Below are 23877 nucleotides of genomic sequence, written 5' to 3' on the forward strand. Positions count from 1 at the left end.
ACTGCCGGGCAAATCAAGAAATCACGGATTCAGGTCTAACAGATCATTAGCAATAAGACTAAAGGTAGACTCAAACATTTTTGATCGGCCATCCTGGCTATCATCAAACAGCCCCTCGTTTTTATCCTCACCATTGAGCAGTGATAAAATCGGGTTCTGTTTCATATTCAGGCAGCTGTCCGACAGCGTTATATCCACAATTAATCCCCCATTATTTGTTCAGAACAATTTATCACTAAATTTATTGGGCAAGATTTAAACTGAACAATTTTCGTGCATGGTATTTTAAAATTATTTTTATCCATATGCCGGCTTGCTTGTTATTTCTAATCACCACGCCGGTATTATTTGATTTGGACGCGATACCCTTTAGTCAGTTACAAAAACAAACAGCACCGTATAAGGAAGCCGATCGTATCATGAAAAAATCATCCATTTTATTGCCCGGCATCAAGTATATTCACCATAAAAATGGTTGACTATCCGATAAAAAATAACACTACAAACCCAACTTATTATTAATAAATACTCAGAATTAGAACATATCTGATAATTTCGACTATTATAAATTAACTTGGCAACGTCATTAATCCCCAAGCAAATGCCCGTAAAGGAGAAGCTGTTAACTTTTATAAAGTGCTGTATATCTATAATTGTAATGGAACTATTGTGCCCTATGCCGATACACAAGAATACTGAAAATAATAAAAATCCATATCATCTGGTGGGACAACAGACAGCAAACAGTAAGCGTTGCTATCCAAAAACAGCACCCAGTATCGTCATCGCCCACTCACCGGCATCCTCTGAACGCTATATTGGTTCCCCCAGTATTACCATTCTGCCAAACGGCACATATGTGGTATCTCATGACTTCTTTGGTCCGGCGGCAGAGCACCAGTCAGCGCCTGTCACTATTGTCTACAACTCTTTTAACAGAGGAAAAACCTGGAATAAAATTTCCGAGATAAAGCCCCTATTCTGGAACAAATTGTTCACACATCAGGAAAAACTATACAGCCTGGGCATTCAGCATGAATATGGAAACGTTCTGCTGAGATGCTCGGAAGATGGCGGTCAAACATGGACACAACCAAATGATGCATCCAGTGGGCTGCTGAAAAAAGGAGCATACCATTGCGCCCCTTGCCCAGTGGTAATTCATCGGGGTCGAATCTGGCGATCATTGGAGCTTGCTGAAGGAAAGAGACCTGAGTGGTGTACAGTGGTTATATCAGCCCCCGTTGACTCAAACCTGCTAAATGCGGACAGCTGGACATTCAGCGAACCATTCAGTCATAGCTGGTCGCAAAGCCAATGGATTGAAGGCAACATTGTTGTTAATCCCTCTGGGGAGTTACTGAATATACTCCGAACTAACGGCAATGGTAATGATAAAGCAGCGATTACTCACATTAACCCTAGTGGGCTAACCCTGTCCCACCACCAGGATAAAGATATTATTCACTTTCCTGGAGGTGGTGTGAAATTTACTATTCACTTTGACCCAAAAACATCCCGATACTGGTCCATTGTCAATCAACAGCAAAGTGTAGATATTGGCCGAAACAATCTGGTATTAACATCATCCGCTGACCTGTACAGATGGCGAGTCGATTACCCCCTTTACTACCATCCCGATAAATATAAACATGCCTGGCAGTATGTAGACTGGCAGATAGACAATGATGATATTGTATTTGTCAGCCGTACCGCTTTTGATGATCAATATGGTGGTGCTCACAATGACCATGATGCAAATTTTTTAACATTTCATAGAATTATTAATTTTAGAAACCCTGAGGCCAGAAAGTTGGCTCAATAACAGGGAGTTATGGATAGCTAAAAAATAATAGAGTCCGATACCATAGCTTCATGTAATTGACCAGCCTTGGTTACAACGCTTCAATAACGAAGACCAAAATCGTTCCGCAGACTGATGCAGACGAATATCATTGCGATAAAGCACCACTTCAATTTCACACCACCAGTCCAGCCCTCCCACATCCACTAATGTTGTATTTTTCAGTTCTTTCTGAATGGAGTATTCCGGTAACCAGGCTATGCCTGAACCATTGAGTGCCATCACTTGCAAAAGACTGGTTAGGGATGACTCCATCACCGGCTCAAAACTGGCCGATTTTCCCAACCGACGCAGAATGCTATTGACCTGTCTTCCCATAAACGATGCAGAACTATACTTGAGCAATGGTGCAATTATTCCCTCATCAATACTAAATAATGGTTTCCCCCTATCATCAGGCGCACAAACGGGACGAAGGTTGGTTTTGCCCAGAGATAATCCCAGAAAGGGGGGTTGCATCAATGCCTCCATATTAAAGGCCAGCAAGAAGTCACTACGCCCTTCCTGCAATGCTTCTACCGCTAAATCAACATCAATGCTTTCAACACGACTATGAAAGGGCGCGCCATTGACACTCATTGACGAGATCAATTCTGGCAATAGGGTAACAGACAGCGAGTGGGCAGCTGCAAACTCCAGTGGTTGAAAACCAGAACCATACCCCTTTAACTGGTTTAAACCATCATCCATTTGACGGAGCAGATTTCTGGCGGTAGTTCTAAATAAACGACCTCCGGCGGTTAAACCCACAGGTGTGGTTCCCCGGTCTATCAACTCAATGCCTACCGCTTTCTCAAGAGAGCGAATTCGACGACCAAAAGCCGGTTGAGTGACATTACGTACCTCAGCGGCCCGGGAAAAATTACGCAATTCAGCAAGTGCCAGAAAATCTTCCAGCCATTTAGTTTCCAGGTTCATTGGTGCCTAAAGCGTGCCTGTTAGAAAGGTGCAGTTTGCCAGATTTGAGCTGGGCACGCTTTAGTAATCGCTGTGCTGGCTTTATGATTCGGGGTAAGGCAAGCAGGAAGCAGCAGACGAAAAAATCAGGCAGCGAGAGCCTGTTGATGGTGATACCAGTCTACACAGGCCTGTGCCAGTAATGCTGTTGCATCAATACAACGCCTGGGATTTTTTTTCAGAATAATCTCAAGGCCAACGGGTATTTCAGTACAACCAAGAATAACGGCATCGGCACCTTTGTTAATCAACGCATTAAACACCTCATTCATACCCAAATGCCCCGACTCCAACTGCCCTGCCTTAATATTGTAAATCGCGGTCATTAACTGTTGCTGATGAGAGGAATCTGGTTCAATACATGTTTTTCCAGTACAGGCCAGGCGCTGGCGGTACATCCCCGCAGCAACAGTAGCACTTGTCGCCATCAACCCCACCTGACGGAACCCTTGCTGCTCAACATAGTGCTCAACACAATCAATAATGCTGATCATGGGTACACGGGAAATGTCGGACAACCGGTCAAACCAGTAATGGGCGGTATTACATGGCATAACAACACATTGGGCACCACTGGCTTCAAGATTTCTGAGTCCCTTGTATAAAGCAGGAAAAGGGTCTTCTGCCCCTTTCAGGATACAGGCGCTACGGTCAGGAATTTGAGGTACGTTATGCACCAGCATGGGGATATGTTCCTGATCGCTGGACACTGTCGTGCATGCTATCAGCTTTTGCATAAAGTCCACTGTTGCCAGCGGTCCCATCCCCCCTAGAATACCTAACATGACTCCCGACTCCTGATGATAGTACTCAATGTGCCATCATCATTCTCTTCAGCGCCTTTTTTGTGAAATGCTAAAAATGATAGGGCTATGCAGAAAGAGCACAGATTTTGGGGAATAGGGAATAGTATGATTTCCTAGGGGCCTGTCGGGCTTAAGCGTCCGTAGCGAGGATCGTAGAAAATTGAGGATAAAAATTCACTTTTGTGAGGTGAATAGTGGTTCTATTTACCGAACAAAAGCGAATTTTTAGACCAATTTGCTTCGACCGCAGTAGGGCAAACTTAAGTCCGACAGGCTCCTAGGGAGTGACGCTCTCATCATATTCGACCATTAACCTTAATTCCTCGGTTCTCTCTTGAGTTAACAGCGCCTGCCATTGCTGCAACGACACTTTATGATTCAGCTCTGCCAGCATGACCGCTGTTTTATCCCGATAGTCGAGCCAGCGTTTTTGGACTTCGCGCACATCAGCCAGCTCTACCCGCATATTAAAGCCAGTAATAGGCATCATTATCAGCCTTCCCCTGACTTGCTGATAGACTTCATTCAATAGCTGGTTGGCTTTTTTCAGGTCAGGAAAACTCTTGGGAAAAACCCCTTTCAATACACTGGCTATTCGCCCAAAATAACGATCCTTTTGTTCACTGGCTGACTCCAGCCGCCAGGCAATATAACCTGTGCCACCATGAAACTCTTCTTTTAAGGCTTTGGTTTGAAAGAAGTCTGCCGCCTGATAATAGGCTTCCATCACAAGTGCTTGCTGGCTTGTATTCAGAGAACCAGTTATTCGAACCAACTCTTTTTCCCGCTCCTTGTCTTGTTCTCCCGCCCAGCGCTTTGCACAAAAACCGGTACCGACACCACTGGTACTATATCGACAAAGATCAAAGGTAAAGTCTGCTCCCGATTTCCAGTGCTGATAGGCATCATTTACCGCATCTTCTATCTCAGCCGGCGCAGCGAACTCCTCAAGACATATCAATTGAAGAACCCGCTTATTTTTATCTTTGCCATAGGCCCGGTTGAGAGAAACCCGCTCGGCAACCTGGAAAAACTGATAGATACCTCTCTCTTTCTCCGCTGAAAGATAGGCTTGGCGATCTTCTTTTTTTAGCAGGTTAACGGTGATTTTTCCGGTTTCCTTACAGTAGGCGTCAATGGCATCAGCTTCGGCAAACACAAAAGCCGGGCTACTCCATAGAACGGTGTGAAAAGCCATATTTTTTAGCAAAGAAGCAATAGACACCATAATTATCTCAGCAGTTCTTATCAGCTGAAACAATCATAAGACAATTATTTTAATTCGGTGGAATATTACAAAAAGCCGTGCAGGAAAACACGGCTTCTAGGGGCTGTTGACGTTACCCCTGGTTTAGCAGGCTGCGGGCAGCTTCTATCACAATACCAATGGCATTGGGCTCAACACTGGCCAGACGCTCAGGGTCAGGCGTTTCATCCAGAGTTCGATTAACAATAACACCGGCTACACAAGCAGCACGAAGGCCCTGGCTTGCGCACATGGTCAGCAGGGTCGCAGATTCCATTTCATAATTCAGCACTCCCATGGACTGCCACTCATCCATAGAACCACGGAAACGTTTGGAAACCCGGCCAGAAAAGGTGTCATAGCGCTCTTGACCTGGATAGAATGTATCAGAAGAAGCAGTGACTCCGGTAAACCACTTGATCCCTTTACCCTCAGCCGCTTTGACCATCGCCTGAGTACACTCAAAGTTTGCAACAGCAGGAAACTCCATTGGCGCAAAATGAGCACTGGCTCCATCAAGACGCACAGAGCCTGTAGTAACAATCACATCGCCAACACTAATGTTAGGCTGAATCGCTCCCGTGGTTCCTACACGAAGAAATGTGCGCACCCCCAGCTGTGCCAACTCCTCAACCGCTACAGAAGTAGAAGGACCACCAATCCCGGTAGAACATATAACCACAGGCTTGCCATCCAGCTTGCCACGCCAGGAAGTAAACTCTCGCAGGCTGGCCAGCTCAACCGGCTCCTCCAGCAACTCGGCAATACGGCGAACACGCTCAGGGTCACCGGGAACGATGGCCAGTTCTGCACCTTGCAGGTCGTTACGACAGATCCCAAGGTGAAATACTTTACTATCAGGCATCAGGAACTCCTGAAATTCCAGTGAAAAAACAGACCGGCTAGGGTATGGGGATTGTAGTCTTACTGGCAAGCCCTCTCCGCCATAAATTCTTGTTTTCAGGAAGAATCACTGTAATTCATGGCAGAGAGCCTGACAATATAACTACTGCTGATTTTAAAGCATGGTACTTTTACTAAAAAATGCGTCAGCAGCAGTTTTTAACAAGGCTAGCAGCCTGTCGGACTTAGCCGATCGTAGCGAGAAAAAGACCGGTTTGAGCCATTTTTTTTGCTGATTCGAGGCGAATAGTGGTTCTATTTAACGAGAATCAGCATAAAAAATGGCCAAATCCGGCTTTTTCGCAGTAGGTCAGAGCTAATTCCGACAGGCTGCTAGAAAACCGAATGCCCCGTTTTCTGGACAAAGAACTCCAACGCCCTCATGCCTGCGATAGAATTACCCTTGGCTCCAAGTTCAGGCCCCCAGACACAAATCGACATTTCACCCGGCATGATGGCAACAATGCCGCCACCCACACCGCTCTTACAGGGCAGACCCACCCGAAAAGCAAACTCTCCCGCTTCATCGTATGTGCCACAAGTCATCATCAATGAGTTAATACGACGGGCCTGCAACCTGGACACCACTTCCTCTTCACGGAAAGGGTGGGCACCATCCTGAGCCAAAAACCGAAAGGCTCTGGCCAAGTCAATACAGCTCATGGACAGGGAGCATTGGTAAAAATAGAAATCCAGTATTCTGGAAATATCATTTTTAATATTGCCGAAACTCTTTAGATAATGGCATAAGGCGGCATTACGATTACCATGATCAAATTCCGAACGATAGACTCGCTCATCATAATGAACATCGATATTGTTGGATAACCCCCTGACAAAATCCAAAAAGTCCTGATTAGGTGAACCCAGGTGTTCCAGCAAGATATCACTGGTCACCAGTGCACCGGAATTAATAAACGGGTTACGGGGAAGCCCATTCTCATAATCCAATTGTGATAAGGAGTTAAATGGTGTACCCGATGGCTCAACTCCAACCCGTTCAAACAGCGCTTCACCAGAATAATGAATCGCCATGCTTAGGCAAAATACCTTGGAGATACTCTGTATGGAAAACCGCTTCTCCGCATCTCCTATTACAAAATCACGGCCGTCTACAGTACTGATCGCCATCCCAAATTTGCTCCTGTCCACTTCAGACAGTGCTGGAATATAGTCTGCCGGCTTTCCTTGACCCTGAACATCAGCGACAACCCCTGATACAAGAGCAAGAATTTCTTCGATATTTCTTTCCATTACATATACCAGAATAAGTGGGCCGCAAGAGTAAGACCTACGGCAGCAAAAGATCAATATAGAATTAACAGGTTTGGCTAAAATGAATGGTTGCTAGCCTCACCCAAGTCAGATGTCGTAAAGTTGTTCTGATTGCAATGCCAAAACCCCTATAAAAGAGACATTCATGCGCTACTTCCTTGCCATTATATTGCCCCCTCTGGCAGTTTTTCTTTGCGGTAAGCCATTCCAGGCTGTACTAGGGGCTGTTGACGTTTGCTCGTGAGCTCAGTGGCTCGTAAAGCGGTTTTCCGCAAGGCGGACTGGTGCAGGCATAGTTATTCTACGTCAAGCCAGTCCAACGCAGTCGGAAAGCCGCTTTACGAGCCACCCGAAGGGCCAAAACCAGCGGTTCCGTGCCGTCGTTGCAGTAGCTTGAAAGACATGAGTCTTCCTGCGCTACTGCGTCTAGCCACGAAACCGCTGGTTTTGGCTGAGCACACGAGCAAACGTCAACAGCCCCTAAATATTCTTCTCACTATTCTTGGCTGGATTCCGGGTATAGTGCATGCATTATTTGTTGTACATAACCACCTGGCTGAAAAGCGAAATCAGGCGGTTATTGATGCCATAGAAAAAAAGGGTAACGAGTAATTATGAAACTTCTGCAAAACCATCGCTTTCTTGTTCTTGGTGTTCTTGTCTTTATGGCCGGATGCCAGAGTACCTATTACAGTGCAATGGAAAAGGTTGGTATCCACAAACGGGACATTATGGTGGATCGCATCGAGGATACTCAAAACGCCCAGGAAAATGCCCAGGAGCAGTTTAAATCGGCCCTGGAAAAATTTCGTAGCGTTGTTCACTTCGATGGTGGTGATTTGGAAGATGTCTACAATCAGCTCAATGACGAGTATGAAAATAGCGTTACTGCTGCCGAAAAAGTAAGAGGTCGAATAGATGGGGTCAAAAGTGTATCGGATGCTCTTTTTAATGAATGGGAAGAGGAGCTTGGCCAATATTCAAACAGTAAGCTGCGCAGATCCAGCGAGCAACAGCTGAAGACAACCCGGCAGAATTATAAGCAGATGCTGGCCAGTCTGGAGAAATCTGAACAACAAATGCAGCCTATTCTGGATGCATTTCACGATCAGGTGCTCTACCTGAAGCACAACCTGAATGCCCGTGCCATCGCTGCCCTGAAAGGTGAGTTTGGCAATATCAAAGCGGATATTGAACGGCTGGTAAGGGATATGCAGGCCTCAATAGACCAGTCTAAAAAGTTTATTGCGACACTTAAGAATTGAGAGATGACTATCAACTGTTCACAAATTTCATGAGGCAAAGAAGCCAGCTCCATACTATGCTGTAGGTTACGTAGCATTTGAGGTTCCCTGTTTTTTGTATACCCTGATACTTTCTGGCTTTATGGAGATTAGTATCTAAAAGGCAAGAGGACTCCATCCATTTTTATGGCTGTGGCTTTTGGTTTTCAATTATTCTCGTTTTGTAACTGCTCATATTTTGCTAGCAAGATTTACTCAAACTTATCTACAGCTAGTAAAACCGTTGAGTCCCCTAAAATCAAGCTGTTGCCAGTAAATTATGAGCAGTTACCTCATTTTTAGACGGGGACTACCACAAGTTATAGCATGTCAGGAAAATGTCTTTATGCTAACCCGGATATTTCATAAACGTACTCCCAACCTTGCTTGCCCTTTGCTGCTCTCGGTAACTTTTCCTGCATTACTCTATCTCCTGCATCCATGCAATCGTAAGATAGTTTTGCTCAGTCGACCCTACTCCCCGGTACGGTACGCCATTCCTCCACAAAATTTCATAGAGCCACAAAGCCCGGCGAAATGCTCGGGGCAATTTATGAAAAAAACTCAGCTACCAGCTAAAAGCAGACAGTTAAACAATGAGAACCTTTTTTAACATTTTTTCTTCAAAAGAAAATAAAAACATTATGTTCTTCATAGCAGGTATGATTATAACTAATGGAGCCACTGCTACCTTAATTTTTTCAAAAGAGGATGATGAATTATTAAATTCTTTATGCAGGAAAAACTTTGAAAGCGTGATAAGTGAAGTATCTGATGACCAGTGGAAGTTATGCACAGGATCTTCTACGTTCTCTTACCTGGAAGACATGAAGTTATTTTTATTAACAGATACATCTTTTTCTGAGAATCAAATATTAAATAATGCAGCAAAAAATCTAGTAGCAATTACAGGCAGCAACCCTTTTTTACCTGATATGGCTTTTAATATACAGAATTTTCTTAACGCGATGCTAAGTGAAAAAAAACTTTCTTATGTAATGCATTTATTGGCAACACGTTATCAGTTCACAGGGTTTGTCAAATTTATTCTTGATCTTTTTAAAAATAAAAGACAAGTAAAAACTAAAAAAGTGACATTTGAAACACATAAAACTCCAGAAAAACAACCAATGTATACGGCAAGCATGCCATGGCCAAAGTCAGATATTCATGATGATAAAACTGCAAATAATGGTGATGGCATGAACTCTTATTTAAATGAATATCTGGAAAATGAAAAACAAAAAGAAAATACTGTCCGTACAGACTGCAAGGGTATGTCATCACCTATTGTTCCTTCTGAAAATCTCCATCCAATGCTTTTATCAGAAAACAAAAAACAATTGATTGGCAAATTAATGGAAATACAAGACAAACTCCAAAAACATGAAGAAGATATGCCAGAAGTAAGTGAATACAGATTGGATTGTCAGACCCATTTAACAAGCATATTTACTGGGAATCACTTAGATATAAAAGAAATTAATTCCTTTATAACAAAAATGGAGGAACTTGATTGTGCAATAAATTGGTCACACCTATCAAAAGAAAAACCGCAATTTAAAAAAAATAATGATTCATCTGCTGTTGTTTTTCCAACGCCTCAAGCATTAAGAGAAGATAAGCAAGATGATGTGGTTGATTTTTTTTTACAAGAAAAGAATCAATTCGATGAAATTATTGAGCAAAACAATTGTTTTCATGAACCATGGCTCACCTTACTTAGAGAGTCACAAATATTATGGAATAAAATCACCTCTCAATCAGATGTCCAAAATAATGAAATAACTGATTTAACTCTTAAATTAAAAGCTGCAAAAAAAGAAATAGAGTCTTCTCAATTATATGATATTTCTGATTTACATTTAGAGGAGTTACTTAATGAAAGATCAGAAGATAATTTTTACAGAAATCCTGAACAAAACTTTCACAATCAAAAACCAGAAGAATTTCATGGTGGATTTCCTAGCCTCATGAATCGTGTGGAGCCTAGAGTTTTTGCATGTTATATGGAAGAAGATATCGCTTTCCGTATAGTTGAAGGAACGAAGGATGATACTTCATTGCTATCAGATATTTTTAATAAATGTAAAGTGAATATTTTTCAATTTGCTCATATTTTTAATAGACCTGAAGTCTCGATTAATTTTCAAGAAAACTCAGCCAGATTTATTTATTTAAGAACATTGCACTGGAACCTCCCTGCAAAAAAACTTATTTGTTACGCTAATAGCTTGCCAGCTGTTTCTGATACAGATGTTTTAACCAAAATCGATAAAATAGTTAGCCTTTCAAAAAAACATATAAAGAAAAAATACTCAAAATCTTTAGAAGAGAGATTGAAAACAAAATTAGTTACCAATAAAGAATTAGAGGAAATGGAATCTCAACAAGATAAGTGCAGAAGAGTTTTTTGTAGAGTTTGTGCCGAGATTATTCACTCCTTAGAAAACAAAAAACACGACAAAAAAATTAGAGAATCTGCTGAAAATATTTTGTATTTAATGAATAAAGACACTAGAAAATGCATCAGCGCTGTACTGGAAGAATTTAATTTCTATGCACTACATATATTAAGACTAGGTGATAGCGACAACAAACCTTCAGTATTTGATGATAGCTTATCTACGCGGCTGACTAGAATCATTAGATCATATCAGATGGAGTGTTATTCTGATATGCAAAAGATATATACAGCAATGCTTGAAAAAAAACACAACAGAACAGTTAACAACCAAATTCATGATGTTTTAGCTTTACAAGTGTATGCGTATCACCATCTTGGGGTTTTATTTGATGATGTAGATGATTTTACTACAGCCGATCAATATTCAAGAGATCTTATGGAAGATGAAATAAAAGTACTTCGTGATGGTTTTAATAAAAAATTTAATGTAGAAATGCTTGAGTCAGAAAATTGCCCTTTATATTCAAAAGTCTCTGATATTTTAGGTTCCGAAGAGGACTTTAGAGACTTAATGATATATTTTTTTGAAGGATGTCAGCCTATTATTGCTCCAGACTTACCGGAAAAAGAAAGTATATTGGCTCGGGTTTTTCCCACTGCAGAACAGACAGGGCAATGGAAGATAGAACCAGGGTACTTTATCCATCTATGTCAATCATGTGGTTTACTACGCCATAGAACGAAAAAACAATAACTTGAAGGTGCCTATAATCATTTACATAACCACTTTACGGACAGTCATAGTTATATTGATACCATATAAAATCACCTATAAACCTTAGCAATAGAAGGCCTTTGAGTTGATAATATTTGAAAATCAATCCTTTTCCCCTTTACACTTAATGACGTACATTTTCAAATGATATTTAAAGCGATCTTTTTCTTCTTCTTTTTCATCAGCCTCTCAGGCTATTCCATAAAATCACATAGTTTTGATTTTTTTGTCGACCATGAAGAACTCATAGCAAAAGCTGATACAACACACCCATTCCCAGGGGTATGCTTAATTTATAAAACAACCCATGGGCACCCCCCATTTGAAAGAGTCATATATTTTGATGAAAACGACAATAGCATAGCATTCGTTATTTTAAGGTTCCCAAATAGCTCCCATAAAGGTCGCCAGTATTTAACTGGTTATCATTGTCCTGAAGGATTAATTGCCACTATGGAAGCACCCCTATTTCATGACAAAAAAATACATGATATAGCTGCTTATATTGAGAGAAATCTACTTTTAAATGGTGTAAGTGCTGGCGCTTCAGGTTATAGACTACAAACTTTTGATGAGTTATCAAATTTCTATTATTGCCTGGACAGTAAGTTTGCCTTTATTTTAGAAGCTGATATTTTGTTTATGCTTCCAAATGGTGCTATTTTTTTTCCCACAGGTATTGATCGATATATAAAACTCCATCCCCAGGGATCAAAAAACCATGTAACCAACCTTGAAGGCAACATCTTAGGATATGACCTTTGTTCATCATTAAGTGAAGAACAACTTTGTGAATTCCATAAAAAATATAATAAAGCAACCACAAGCCTATCTTCCACATGCAGTCAATCAAAAGACAGAGAAAAAGAAGAAGATCAATTGCTAAGAGTGGTCATCACAGTATTAAACAGTGAAAAAAAAGCCATGGCTCTTATGAAGCGAATGCCTTACCTGACTAATAGGTGGCCAACCCGTCTTATCCAAGAAGTTGTTTGTGATTATTCCGAATTAATAAAAGAATTCCATATGCAACGCACTGGCAATAAAAAAAAACACCGCGTCACAATTCATGGAAAAGATGATGACAATCATTTCTCTATTTCTAAAATAACTTTAAATGAAATTTAATACCCATAGCAATTAGTAAAAAAAACATTCTTGGGAAATAATAAAATCATTTTATCATCAGGCTTATCTTGACTTAAGAAAGCCTGATGATTCAATCTAAAATTAATTCTTAACCTTATCCACTAGCTTATTTTCTGTAATCCAAGGCATCATTTCCCTAAGCCTTGCACCCACCTGCTCAATGGGATGGGCAGCATTATTTCTGCGGTAGGCGGTCATGGAAGGATAATTGGTTGCGCCCTCAAGAATAAATTGCTTGGCATACTCTCCATTCTGGATGTCCTTCAATGCCTGCTTCATGGCCTTGCGGGACTCATCATTAATCACCTTGGGACCTGTGACATACTCGCCGTACTCTGCATTATTGGAGATGGAGTAGTTCATATTGGCAATGCCGCCTTCGTACATAAGGTCAACAATCAGCTTTAACTCATGCAGGCACTCAAAGTAAGCCATCTCCGGCGAATACCCTGCTTCAGTGAGCGTCTCAAAGCCTGCCTTCACCAACTCAACAGCACCACCACAGAGCACAGCTTGCTCCCCAAACAGGTCGGTTTCCGTTTCATCCTTAAAGGTGGTTTCAATAATACCGGTACGCCCTCCACCAATGGCTGAAGCATAGGACAGCGCCAACGGCCTGGCTTTGCCAGAAGCATCCTGATAAACAGCGATCAAATCAGGAATTCCCCCTCCCTTCACAAACTCTGAGCGAACAGTATGGCCAGGTGCCTTGGGGGCAATCATAATAACGTCCAGATCAGCCCTGGGCACAATCTGGTTGTAATGAATGGCAAAACCATGGGCAAATGCCAGCGTTGCCCCTTGCTTCAGGTTCGGAGCTATATCCTGTTTATAAAGTGCTGCCTGAAACTCATCGGGTGTCAGAACCATCACCAGATCGGCCTGACGCACTGCCTCAGCCACTTCCTTGACAGGTAATCCTGCCTCTTCAGCCTTATCCCATGAAGCCGATCCCTTACGCAAGCCAATGGTTACCTCAACACCCGAATCACTCAGGTTGTTGGCGTGGGCATGCCCCTGGGAACCATAGCCAATAATGGCAACTTTTTTACTGCGGATAATGGCAAGATCGCAGTCCCTGTCGTAATACAGATTCATTTTATAGTTATTTCCTGATGCAACACTGACCCTGCCCTAAGCATTACCTTAAGGCGGGACAGCGTATGATTTATAATGCCAGTGTCTTTTCACCCCGGGCCAGTCCCGTCACACCACTACGAACCACTTCCAGAACCTGCGTCTGGCCAATGGCTTCAATAAAGGCATCGAGCTTATCGCTGGTTCCAGTCAGCTGTATGGTATATACCGAACTGGTGACATCAACAATTTGTCCCCTGAAGATATCTGCCGTCCGTTTCACCTCGGCCCTGGCGGGGCCATTGGCACGAACCTTCATCAACATCATCTCCCGCTCAACATGAGCCCCCTCGGTAAGGTCAACCAGCTTTACCACATCCACCAGCTTATTGAGCTGTTTAGTAATTTGTTCAATGACCTCAGAACGGCCAAAGGTGGTAATGGTGAGTCTGGAAAGGGTGACATCCTCGGTGGGAGCCACATTCAGCGTCTCAATGTTATAGTTGCGCTGTGAGAACAGCCCGACAATACGGGACAAAGCCCCCGGCTCATTTTCCACCAGTACAGAGATAATCCGTCTCATCAGGTTTTCTCCGTTTTGCTCAGCCACATGTCCCGCATGGAGCCATCCTTAATTTGCATGGGATAGACATGCTCGTTAGGGTCCACCTGAATATCCATAAATACCAGACGGTTTTTCAGGGAAAAGGCTTCCTCCATGGCTGGCCGTAACTCAGCAGGATCCGTCACCTTCATACCCACATGGCCGTAAGACTCTGCCAGTTTGACAAAATCAGGCAGTGATTCCATATAGGAGTGGGAATAGCGGCTGTTATATTGCATATCCTGCCACTGACGCACCATGCCCAATGCCTGGTTATTAATGTTGATCACTTTGACATGGAGATCATACTGAAGGCAGGTGGACAGCTCCTGGATATTCATCTGAATGCTGCCTTCACCGGTCACACAGGCCACTTCAGCATCAGGCAGTGACAGCTTAATGCCCATGGCTGCCGGTAAGCCGTAGCCCATGGTGCCAAGCCCGCCAGAGTTGATCCAGCGGTTGGGCTTATCAAAACGATAATGCTGTGCAGCAAACATTTGGTGTTGCCCAACATCCGATGTGATAAAGGCATCCCCTCCGGTGACTTTATAGAGGGTTTCAATAACCTGCTGCGGCTTTAATACCTGCCCACTGTCATCCTTGTCATAAGGAAACAGTCCACCACGGCTATCCCGCCATCCATTAACCTGCCGCCACCAGGCATTCAGGTCATCAGGATTGAGTTGATTGCCAGTGGCTCGCCACTGCTTAAGCAGGCTATCCAGAATGACATCCACAGGCCCCACAATGGGAATATCCACCGCCACATTCTTGGAGATACTGGCAGGGTCAACATCAATATGAATCACCTTGGCATCAGGACAGAACTTTTTGGTGTTGTTGGTGACCCTGTCATCAAAACGAACACCCATTGCTAAAATCAAATCTGCATGGTGCATGGTTTCATTGGCACAATAACTGCCATGCATACCTAACATACCCACAAACTGTGGGTCAGAACCGGGAAAAGCCCCCAGTCCCATGAGCGTATTCGTCACCGGGACATTAAGTTCCCTGGCCAATTGCGTCAGCTGCTCTGAAGCCCTGCCGAGCACAACGCCGCCCCCGGCATAAATAACAGGCCGCCTGGCATTCAATAACAACTCAATGGCTTTACGAATTTGGCCATTATGCCCTTTAACGGGCGGGTTGTAGGAACGAATGCGGATATTTTCGGGATAGGTATAAGGAAACTTATGTGCCGGGTCAGTGACATCCTTGGGAATATCCACAACAACCGGCCCCGGTCGCCCGGTTTGGGCAAGATAGAATGCCTTTTTGATAACGGATGGAATATCCTCAGCTCGTTTCACTAGAAAACTGTGTTTCACAATAGGCCGGGAAATCCCAACCATATCCACTTCCTGAAACATATCGCTGCCAATAAAGGCGGACGGCACCTGTCCAGAAAGTACCACCATGGGAATGGAATCCATATAGGCCGTTGCAATCCCTGTAATGGTGTTGGTTGCCCCCGGGCCAGAGGTCACCAAAGCAACTCCCGGCTTGCCTGTAGCTCTTGCATAGCCATCAGCCATATGGGTAGCAGCCTGTTCGTGACGTACCAGTATATGAGTTACCGCATCCTGACGAAAAATAGCATCATAGACATGTAGAAGTGCTCCCCCCGGATACCCATAAATATATTCAACTCCCTCATCGGCCAGTGAACGGACTACCATGTCCGCGCCCGATAAAAGCTCCATCTGTTACCCCAGGCATTATTTTTTTATGTTTATTGGAAAATGCATTCTTGACTGTACAAACAGCCCAGTCAATAGAAGGGCAAAAATATACTACGATATTTGTTTGTATAAAGATTAATTAAAACATAGAGATAAACTACAAACCGCTCATTCTCATTTAGATTTTTCAGCATTTAGCAACGCCCTGGTTTTATTCTCTGATGGCGGTCTGGTATAAATAAATGATCAACAGGGATAGTTGATCATGAAAAAAATCGTCTGGTTATTTCTTTTGCTGCCTGGCATTTTGGCGGCAGACAAGGTTTATAAGTGGCTGGATAATAACGGTGTCATACATTACTCAGTGGAACCACCGGTAATCACCCGCCCAGGTGATATAAAAATGGATGCGGGTGAGATTCTGTTTTATGAACCCCAAGTCAGCCCCGAGTACGACAAGACATCTTATGTTATCAATGCAGCGGATGAACCAGAGCCTTCCGCCTATTGCCAGAAGATACGGCAAAACCTGGTGACGCTGTATAAAAATGACCGGGTTCGTATCAAGCAGCCCGATGGCACCTATCACGAACTTGATAACCATCAGAAAAAAGCAAAGATTGATGAAATCAGTGCATTGCTAAAACAACATTGCCACTAAAAAAAAGGGCAGCAGATCGTAAACATCTACAGCCCAATGATTAGAAAAATTAACCCATCAGCTGGTCAAATTGGCCAATTATTTCCAACAGGGTGACTGATTTCACACCATCCACAGAAAATGCCTCTTCTGCATAGGGTTTCATATTCGCCCCCACAGGCAGTGCAGCCCCTTGATCAAGGATAGCCCGTACCCTGGGAATAAAAAGCCACTGCAACCATTGGGTCATACGAAGTGTGTCCATACAAAAGGGAGTAGCACTGGAGAGCGCTTCAATGGAAGGTGGCATGGTCTCCCATAAACCCAGCGTTTTGAGTTCCTGCTCCATTGCAGTCAATAGAGCCAATACATCGTTTTTCATAGCCATTAAAAATAGAGGGGTCAGAGTTGCCTGAGGAAAAGATTTAAATCTCGTTTCATACTGTTGTCAGGGTCAAGGCTCAATGCCCTTGAAGCAAGCTGGCGAGCCTGATCAGGCAGTCCCTGCTCTTTCCTTAACACAGCCATACGATAATAAACGGCAGGTTCACTGGGGTTGATACGCATTGCCCGCACCAACCAGCCATCGGCTGTATCATAGTCTCCCTGAGACTGGGCCGTCCAGGCATAATCCAGAAATGTCCCGAAAGCATCCTCACGCCCTGTATAAGGAGAACTGTTTTCCGGAGCCATAATAGCAGGCCCCGCACAGCCCACTAACAGGGTTAGTGTCAAAGGTATGATTAACCTGAATAATTGCATGCTCTAATTCCTATTGAAACCAGGCCTTGACCCGATCCATCATTGATGTTCCAGGCTGGGGATCACAGCCTCCGTACCGGGAAGGCTCCGAGTCCCTGATATATGGAATCTTTCTTGCCCCCTCACAATAACTGTGTGTTCTCTGGTTTTGGGCTGCCAGCACCCATTCATATTCCAGGCTATCGCTATTCAAGGGTCTTACGGGATTCAGGGGAACAGAAGACATAAGGCGAGTCCAGGCTTTCATGGCCCCGGTACTGCCATACAAATGGGTTGGGCTGTTGTCGTCATAACCTATCCAGCTGACCGCCATCAGGTTGCCTGAGTAACCAGCAAACCAGCTATCCCTCTGATCATTAGACGTGCCGCTTTTTCCTCCCAGGGCAACTGATGGGTCTATTGTCTGATAAACACGCCTGCCTGTTCCTTCTTTCATGGTAATACCCAGAGCATGTCGTAATAGCTCCATCGCATCGGCATCAATGGTTCTCTCTACAGAAAGCGTATACCGTTGCAGCGGCTTTCCCCTGGAATCCACTACTGCATCAATGGCTCTCAGGGGCATACGAAAACCACCACTGGCAATGGTCTGATACATTGCTGCCAGATCCATGGGAGTCAGAGAAGCAGATCCCAGCAGAATGGATGGATAAGGAGGCAGGTTTTCTTCAATACCGAGTTTCTTCAGGGTATCAAGAACATTATCAACACCCAGTTCCATACCCAGGTTAACCGTTGCCAGGTTGTAGGATTTTGCCAGCGCAATAAAAAGAGGCACCATCCCATGAGAGGTCCGGTCATTATTATGGGGCTCCCAGTAACCGCCCCTGCCATCTTTCACCTTAATAGCCACATCGTTAACGGGTGAGGTCAGGGTATAGCGATCGGGCTGCTCAAGGGCAGTGAGAAACACCGCGGGTTTCAAAAGGGAACCTACCGGACGCTTGGCTTCCAGAGCCCGGTTAAAACCGGCAAAGCCTGAATTACGGTCGCCCACCACAGCCAGTACATCCCCTGTCTGGGCTGATGTTACCACCATAGCCCCTTGCAGTTTTTTACCCTCTTGCCGGTCAAGGGACAGCAGTGTTTTCTGAATACTCTCCTGGGCCTGACGCTGAACAAAGGGATCCAGGTTGGTAAACACCCTCAACCCTTCACTGGTCAGGTCCTTCTCATCGTAATCTTTTCTCAGCTGCTGTTTAACCAAATCCAGGTACGCAGGAAAAACATTGGCGTTAAGCTGCTGACGACTGACAATGCCAAGGGGAAGTTCTTTTGAGCGAGCCACTTCAGTCTTGGAAACCAACCCTCTGTCCTCCAGAACATCAAGTACCAGATTCCGACGCTCAAGGGCTCGTTCCGGGTAGCGACGGGGATCATAATAAGATGGCCCTTTCACCATCGCGACCAATAGCGCTGTCTTGGCAAGGCTCAACTCCTGTAACGGCTGGGCAAAATAAAACTGGCTGGCCAGGCCAAACCCATGAATGGCACGACGCCCTTCCTGCCCCAGATACACCTCATTCAGATAGGTCTGGAGAATTTCCTCCTTGTCATAATGAAACTCCAGCAACAGCGCCATAATGGCTTCCTTGCCTTTACGCAACAGTGTTCTTTCATTACTTAAATAGAAGTTTTTTACCAGCTGCTGAGTCAGTGTACTTCCACCCTGAACCACACTGCCGGACTTCAGGTTTACCACCATGGCCCTGGCAATAGATGATAAGGAAACACCATGATGTTCATAAAAATTTCTGTCTTCTATCGCCAGCAATCCAGGCACCAGATACTCTGGCGCCTGACTGATATGAATCAGCAAACGGTCTTCATAACTTGAAGGATAGATACCGCCTATTAGCTGTGGATCAAGGCGAAGTACAGGAAGGTTATTACGTGCCTTATCAACTAAAGACTGAATCCGGTGATGTTGAAAGCTGACCCTCGCATAACGGGAGTTCTCTGTACCATCAGCAAAGTGGAAGCCACGGCTATAAATAACAAAATCATTACCATTCCTGGAAAATGTGCCGGGGCGTGAAACCTTACGTACGGCCTGATAGCCCTGTAGCTTCAGTTGAACCTGAAGCTGATTCGGCGACAAATCCTTACCCTTGTAAAGTTCCAATGGGCGGGCATAAACCTTGGCCGGAATATCCCATTTTTTCCCTTCAAACTGCCGGGTAACCACAGCATCCAGATACATCATCCATGCTGTTAGTAACACCCCGACCGTAAACGCGACTTTGATAAAAAGCGTACCCCATCTTTTAGCCGGTGATTTTTTTTTCTTTTTCCTGGCAGGTTCCTTTGCTCCTGCCGTTTTTTTACTCTGTTTCGCCATATTTGCACTATACGCTTTGATAACCAGCCCATGCATTACTTAACCAGTTAACGTATCATTTTCCCAGAACAAAAATAAGCAATAGGAAGTTTGCTGTGATTAAAACACTTACAACACTGTTATCCACAGGTGTTTTTTTATTTAGCACCTCGACATACAGCTCACAAAACATTACCGATGCCATTGCACCAGAAGAAGGGACAGGCGTTACAGAACAATCCCTGGTAACGGCCAAACAGTTTATGGTTGCTGCTGCTAACCCCTATGCAGTAAAAGCCGGATACCACATCCTGAAGAAAGGCGGGTCAGCCGTCGATGCCATGATTGCCACCCAACTGGTTCTTAACCTTGTTGAGCCTCAGTCATCGGGTATTGGTGGAGGTGCCTTTGTTGTTTACTTCGATAAAAAAGCCAATAAACTCACCACATGGGATGGTCGGGAAACCGCACCCCAGAAAGCATCAAAGGATCTGTTCCTAAATAAGAAAGGCGAACCTCTTGGCTTTTATGACGCCGTTGTGGGCGGGCGTTCGGTAGGAACACCGGGAACCCTCATGCTGATGTATACCATGCACCAGCGCCATGGACGGCTTGAATGGGGTGAACTCTTTAAGCCGGCAATAAAACTGGCAACCGATGGATTCAAGGTATCCAAACGGCTTGCTACTTTAATCGCCAGGGATAAGGAGAGACTCAGTCATTACCCGACAACAGCCAAGTACTTTTATCCCAATGGTCAACCCTTAAAACAAGGGGAGACCCTAACCAACAAATCCTTTGCCAATACGCTATCGATTCTTGCAAGCCAGGGGATAAAGCCTTTTTATCAGGGAGATATAGGCCATGATATTGTCAAAACCGTAAACACCACCGAAAATCCTGGTACATTATCCCTGGCTGATCTGGCAAGCTACCAGGTCAAGGAACGCCCTCCAGTCTGTCTCGATTATCGTCAGTACAATGTTTGTGGTATGGGGCCTCCCAGCTCAGGCGGTATTACCGTCAATCAAATTCTGGGCATGCTGGAATCTTATAATATGCCCGCCCGGTCTCCTGTTGCCGCAGAGAGCTGGCGGCTGATTGGCGATGCATCCAGACTGGCTTTTGCTGACCGTGGCCTTTATATCGCCGATACGGATTTTGTCGAAGTACCTGCCGGACTCCTCAATAAAAACTACCTTGCCAAACGGGCTAAACTGCTCAGTGGAGATCAAGCCCTTGCCAATGCGTTACCCGGCACCCCACCTGATACCAACTTGGTGGCACGCTACCCGGATGAGTCCATTGAGTTTCCCTCAACCAGTCATTTAAGTATTGTTGATCGAGCAGGCAATGTGGTCTCAATGACAACCACCATTGAAAACGGTTTTGGTTCACGCATAATGGTCAGGGGCTTTCTGCTTAATAACGAACTTACCGACTTTTCATTTTTACCTGAAAAAGATGGCAAAATGGTGGCTAATCGTATTGAACCGGGTAAGAGACCCCGTTCATCAATGGCTCCCACTATTGTTTTAAAAGATAATCAGCCCTACATGGCTATTGGTTCACCAGGAGGCAGTCGTATTATTGGCTATGTTGCCAAAACATTAGTTGCTCACCTTGACTGGAAATTACCTTTGGATAAAGCCATTAATTTACCTCATCTGGTAAATCGTTTTGGCACCTACGAGCTTGAAGCAGGAACCTCTGCACAAAATATAGTCACCAACTTAAACAAGCTCGGTTACCAAACCAGCATACGCGACCTTAACAGCGGTCTTCATGGCATTATCATAACCAACAAGGGATTGAAAGGCGCTGCTGATATGAGAAGGGAAGGAATGGTTATGGGAGATTAGGGAGCGTTGACAATTAAACGTTAATGCTCCATTTGAACTCTCGCTCACTTTTTGAGAGGCTCTGGTCAAATAATAATAAAAACTACAGAGTGATTAAAAAGTGAGCATAGAACTCCTTAATGCCATGAAAGCAGCTGCTTTATATGATCACAAGACGTCCGAATTCACACTTATTGAAACTCATATCTCATGGGTTCTGCTCACAGGCCCCTTTGTATACAAAATCAAAAAACCGGTGAATCTCGGCTTTCTTGATTTCAGTACCCTGGAAAAACGAAAGAAATTCTGTGAGCTGGAAGTGGCACTGAACAAAAGGCTAGCCTCCGATTTATATGAAGGTGTCATCCCCATTAGTGGTTCTCCAGAAGCGCCTAAACTGAATGACAATTCAGCCCCCTTTGAATATGCCATTAAAATGAACCAGTTTTCCCAAGCTTGCCTATTCGACACTATGCATAAGAATGGCCTGTTAGAGGTTGATCATTTGCAGGACATCGCACAGCAACTCGCAAGATTTCATGCCTCCATTGAACCCTGTAAAGAAAACAGTCAGTATGGAACACCTGAGCAAGTATGGGCACCAGTCCAGCAAAATTTTGAACAAATTAAACCGCTGCTTACTCAGGAACAAGACCTTAAGCAGCTAGAGAGACTGGAGCAATGGGCGAATAACGAGTTCAAAAAACATCAACCGGTTATAAAAGAAAGAAAGAAAAAGGGATTCATCAAGGCCTGTCATGGCGATGTTCATCTTGGAAATATCACCCTGTTAAATAATCAAGTGACCCTATTTGACTGCATTGAATTCAATGAGAGTTTTCGTTGGACCGATACAATGGCTGACCTTGCTTTTCTTGTTATGGACCTTGAAGCAAGGCAACTCAATCATTTTGCTGCCATCGTTATTGACACTTATATGGAGTATTCCGGCGACTGCTGTGGCCTCGCCCTGCTTCGCTTTTATAAGGCCTATAGAGCCCTGGTTCGAGCTAAAGTGGCCTTATTTGGACTATATAACGATTCACTTAATGAAAAGGACAAGCAATCTATAGTCAAAGAATACCGTCAATATGCCAACCTGGCGGAAAGTTACTGCTCCTTTAAAAAGCCTTTTTTAGCCACCATGAATGGGCTTTCAGGCTCAGGAAAAAGTACGGTCAGTGAGTATATAGTTTATACCCAGCAGGCCATTAGGCTTAGGTCTGATGTGGAAAGAAAACGACTGTTTGGCTTAAAGGCCGATGAGTCCAGTCAATTAATCAAAGAGGATATCTATAATCTGAACACAAACCAGAAAACTTATAAGAAGCTTGAATGGCTTACGAGACAGCTACTGGAAAGTGGTTACCCGGTTGTCGTAGATTCTGCTGCACTTAAGGAAGAGGAAAGAACCCTTTTTTATACGTTATCCAGACAGATATCTGTGCCTTTTATAATAATAAGGTGCCAGGCACCTGATACAGAGCTGATCCGACGTATCAAAAAACGCCAACAAAATGACTCCGATGCCTCAGAAGCCACACCTGATATTATTTATCAGCAACACAGCTGGCAAGACGAAATTACCAGCAAGGAGTTACCTCATACCCTAACTCTTGACACTTCTGACAAAAATTGGAAATTGCAGTTAAAGGAAAGATTCTTATCTTTATTAGCGACATCAGTGGAACCTGCGTTTTAAAACTTTTATACCAGACTGCGTTCAAAACGGTTAGCTTTACGTCAAAAAGTATTTCCTTACGGGCTACTCACTACAGCTGAGCTTACTACGTTCAGCTTTGAAAAGTTCACATCTTAAAAATTTATTAATATAAAAATGTCTGAAAATCTGGGCAGTTGTAAAGTAACGTCTATTATTAAAGTAAAGCTAATTCTGTTATTCAGGAATATTAAGCCTCTGGTACGGACGTCGGAGTTTTAATTAGGGAACTGGCATGTCTAATGAGCTGATAGAACTGAAAAACCTTGGGAAAACTTCTGTCCAGTGGCTTAATGCTGTGGGTATTAGAACACCAGATCAACTTCGCAACTCCGGATCTGTAGCCACTTACTGTAAAGTGCGGGATCGTGGGTTCAAAGTTTCAAAAGTACTGCTTTACGCTCTTGAAGGCGCCCTGACCAATGCTCACTGGAATGAACTATCCCCTGACCATAAGGCCCGCTTACTTCAAGAAGTCGAAAAGCATAGCAGCGAGCCAGGCAACATCTCCGTCCATAGATAGAGGTGGCTCCTTTTATATTACAAAGATGCTACCTCAT

22 protein-coding genes are annotated in these 23877 nt (G+C 43.9%); 10 read left to right on the top strand and 12 right to left on the bottom strand.

Annotation, left to right across the window (positions count from 1 at the left end; all coding sequences use genetic code 11):
- Positions 1-21: 21 nt before the first annotated feature.
- Positions 22-198 (bottom strand): hypothetical protein, encoded by a 177-nt coding sequence (locus tag MJ595_RS03950; protein ID WP_263081215.1) that lies wholly within the window; start codon positions 196-198, stop codon positions 22-24.
- A gap of 478 nt (positions 199-676) precedes the next feature.
- On the opposite strand from MJ595_RS03950, the gene MJ595_RS03955 reads away from it, so the two are divergent.
- Positions 677-1825, top strand: coding sequence for a glycoside hydrolase (locus tag MJ595_RS03955; RefSeq protein WP_263081216.1), 1149 nt, complete (start codon positions 677-679; stop codon positions 1823-1825).
- A 48-nt stretch (positions 1826-1873) separates the two neighbouring features.
- Here the strand turns inward: MJ595_RS03955 and MJ595_RS03960 are convergent, their stop codons facing one another.
- The 5 genes from MJ595_RS03960 to MJ595_RS03980 all read right to left on the bottom strand — a co-directional run bounded on the left by MJ595_RS03960 (position 1874) and on the right by MJ595_RS03980 (position 7030).
- Positions 1874-2782, bottom strand: coding sequence for a LysR substrate-binding domain-containing protein (locus MJ595_RS03960; protein WP_263081217.1), 909 nt, complete (start codon positions 2780-2782; stop codon positions 1874-1876).
- Positions 2783-2907: 125 nt separating this feature from the next.
- Positions 2908-3606, bottom strand: coding sequence for an amino acid racemase (locus tag MJ595_RS03965; RefSeq protein ID WP_263081218.1), 699 nt, complete (start codon positions 3604-3606; stop codon positions 2908-2910).
- A gap of 298 nt (positions 3607-3904) precedes the next feature.
- On the bottom strand, positions 3905-4825 hold the full coding sequence (locus tag MJ595_RS03970; RefSeq protein WP_263081219.1) for a DUF1311 domain-containing protein: 921 nt from the start codon (positions 4823-4825) through the stop codon (positions 3905-3907).
- Positions 4826-4967: 142 nt separating this feature from the next.
- Positions 4968-5738 (bottom strand): uridine phosphorylase, encoded by a 771-nt coding sequence (udp, locus tag MJ595_RS03975; protein ID WP_263081220.1) that lies wholly within the window; start codon positions 5736-5738, stop codon positions 4968-4970.
- A 371-nt stretch (positions 5739-6109) separates the two neighbouring features.
- On the bottom strand, positions 6110-7030 hold the full coding sequence (locus MJ595_RS03980) for a glutaminase (protein WP_263081221.1): 921 nt from the start codon (positions 7028-7030) through the stop codon (positions 6110-6112).
- Positions 7031-7181: 151 nt separating this feature from the next.
- Here MJ595_RS03980 and MJ595_RS03985 point away from each other — a divergent pair, with 151 nt between their 5' ends.
- From MJ595_RS03985 to MJ595_RS04005, 5 genes are all read left to right on the top strand, one after another.
- Complete coding sequence (locus MJ595_RS03985; protein ID WP_263322453.1) at positions 7182-7295, top strand: YqaE/Pmp3 family membrane protein; 114 nt, start codon at positions 7182-7184, stop codon at positions 7293-7295.
- 5 nt (positions 7296-7300) lie between these two features.
- A complete protein-coding gene (locus MJ595_RS03990) occupies positions 7301-7663 on the top strand; it encodes a YqaE/Pmp3 family membrane protein (protein ID WP_263081222.1) in 363 nt (120 codons plus the stop codon).
- 2 nt (positions 7664-7665) lie between these two features.
- Positions 7666-8316 (top strand): DUF2959 domain-containing protein, encoded by a 651-nt coding sequence (locus MJ595_RS03995; protein WP_263081223.1) that lies wholly within the window; start codon positions 7666-7668, stop codon positions 8314-8316.
- A gap of 614 nt (positions 8317-8930) precedes the next feature.
- Complete coding sequence (locus MJ595_RS04000) at positions 8931-11495, top strand: hypothetical protein (RefSeq protein WP_263081224.1); 2565 nt, start codon at positions 8931-8933, stop codon at positions 11493-11495.
- Between the two features lie 165 nt (positions 11496-11660).
- A complete protein-coding gene (locus tag MJ595_RS04005; RefSeq protein WP_263081225.1) occupies positions 11661-12644 on the top strand; it encodes a hypothetical protein in 984 nt (327 codons plus the stop codon).
- Positions 12645-12746: 102 nt separating this feature from the next.
- Here the strand turns inward: MJ595_RS04005 and ilvC are convergent, their stop codons facing one another.
- The 3 genes from ilvC to MJ595_RS04020 form a co-directional block, all read right to left on the bottom strand.
- Positions 12747-13763, bottom strand: coding sequence for a ketol-acid reductoisomerase (gene ilvC / locus MJ595_RS04010; protein ID WP_263081226.1), 1017 nt, complete (start codon positions 13761-13763; stop codon positions 12747-12749).
- 70 nt (positions 13764-13833) lie between these two features.
- Positions 13834-14325, bottom strand: a complete 492-nt coding sequence (gene ilvN / locus MJ595_RS04015) for an acetolactate synthase small subunit (protein ID WP_263081227.1) — start codon at positions 14323-14325, stop codon at positions 13834-13836.
- Positions 14325-16055: an acetolactate synthase 3 large subunit gene (locus tag MJ595_RS04020; protein WP_263081228.1), complete on the bottom strand. Its 1731-nt coding sequence runs from the start codon at positions 16053-16055 to the stop codon at positions 14325-14327. The genes ilvN and MJ595_RS04020 overlap by 1 nt, the downstream gene beginning before the upstream one ends.
- Before the next feature lie 244 nt (positions 16056-16299).
- On the opposite strand from MJ595_RS04020, the gene MJ595_RS04025 reads away from it, so the two are divergent.
- Complete coding sequence (locus MJ595_RS04025; protein WP_263081229.1) at positions 16300-16695, top strand: DUF4124 domain-containing protein; 396 nt, start codon at positions 16300-16302, stop codon at positions 16693-16695.
- Between the two features lie 49 nt (positions 16696-16744).
- On the opposite strand, the gene MJ595_RS04030 is transcribed toward MJ595_RS04025, so the two are convergent.
- Genes MJ595_RS04030 through mrcB form a run of 3 tightly spaced genes read right to left on the bottom strand, consistent with a single transcriptional unit; the run spans position 16745 to position 19777 of the window.
- A complete protein-coding gene (locus MJ595_RS04030; RefSeq protein ID WP_263081230.1) occupies positions 16745-17056 on the bottom strand; it encodes a YqcC family protein in 312 nt (103 codons plus the stop codon).
- A gap of 20 nt (positions 17057-17076) precedes the next feature.
- Positions 17077-17436, bottom strand: a complete 360-nt coding sequence (locus tag MJ595_RS04035) for a tetratricopeptide repeat protein (protein WP_263081231.1) — start codon at positions 17434-17436, stop codon at positions 17077-17079.
- A 10-nt stretch (positions 17437-17446) separates the two neighbouring features.
- Positions 17447-19777 (bottom strand): penicillin-binding protein 1B, encoded by a 2331-nt coding sequence (gene mrcB / locus MJ595_RS04040; protein WP_263081232.1) that lies wholly within the window; start codon positions 19775-19777, stop codon positions 17447-17449.
- A 95-nt stretch (positions 19778-19872) separates the two neighbouring features.
- Between mrcB and ggt the strand changes: the two genes are divergently transcribed.
- The 3 genes from ggt (at position 19873) to MJ595_RS04055 (ending at position 23840) form a co-directional block, all read left to right on the top strand.
- Positions 19873-21618, top strand: a complete 1746-nt coding sequence (gene ggt / locus MJ595_RS04045; RefSeq protein WP_263081233.1) for a gamma-glutamyltransferase — start codon at positions 19873-19875, stop codon at positions 21616-21618.
- A gap of 100 nt (positions 21619-21718) precedes the next feature.
- Positions 21719-23299 (top strand): AAA family ATPase, encoded by a 1581-nt coding sequence (locus MJ595_RS04050; RefSeq protein WP_263081234.1) that lies wholly within the window; start codon positions 21719-21721, stop codon positions 23297-23299.
- 253 nt (positions 23300-23552) lie between these two features.
- Positions 23553-23840, top strand: coding sequence for a TfoX/Sxy family protein (locus MJ595_RS04055; protein ID WP_263081235.1), 288 nt, complete (start codon positions 23553-23555; stop codon positions 23838-23840).
- Positions 23841-23877: the final 37 nt, after the last annotated feature.

This window comes from Endozoicomonas sp. Mp262 (assembly GCF_025643335.1).
GTDB lineage: Bacteria > Pseudomonadota > Gammaproteobacteria > Pseudomonadales > Endozoicomonadaceae > Endonucleibacter.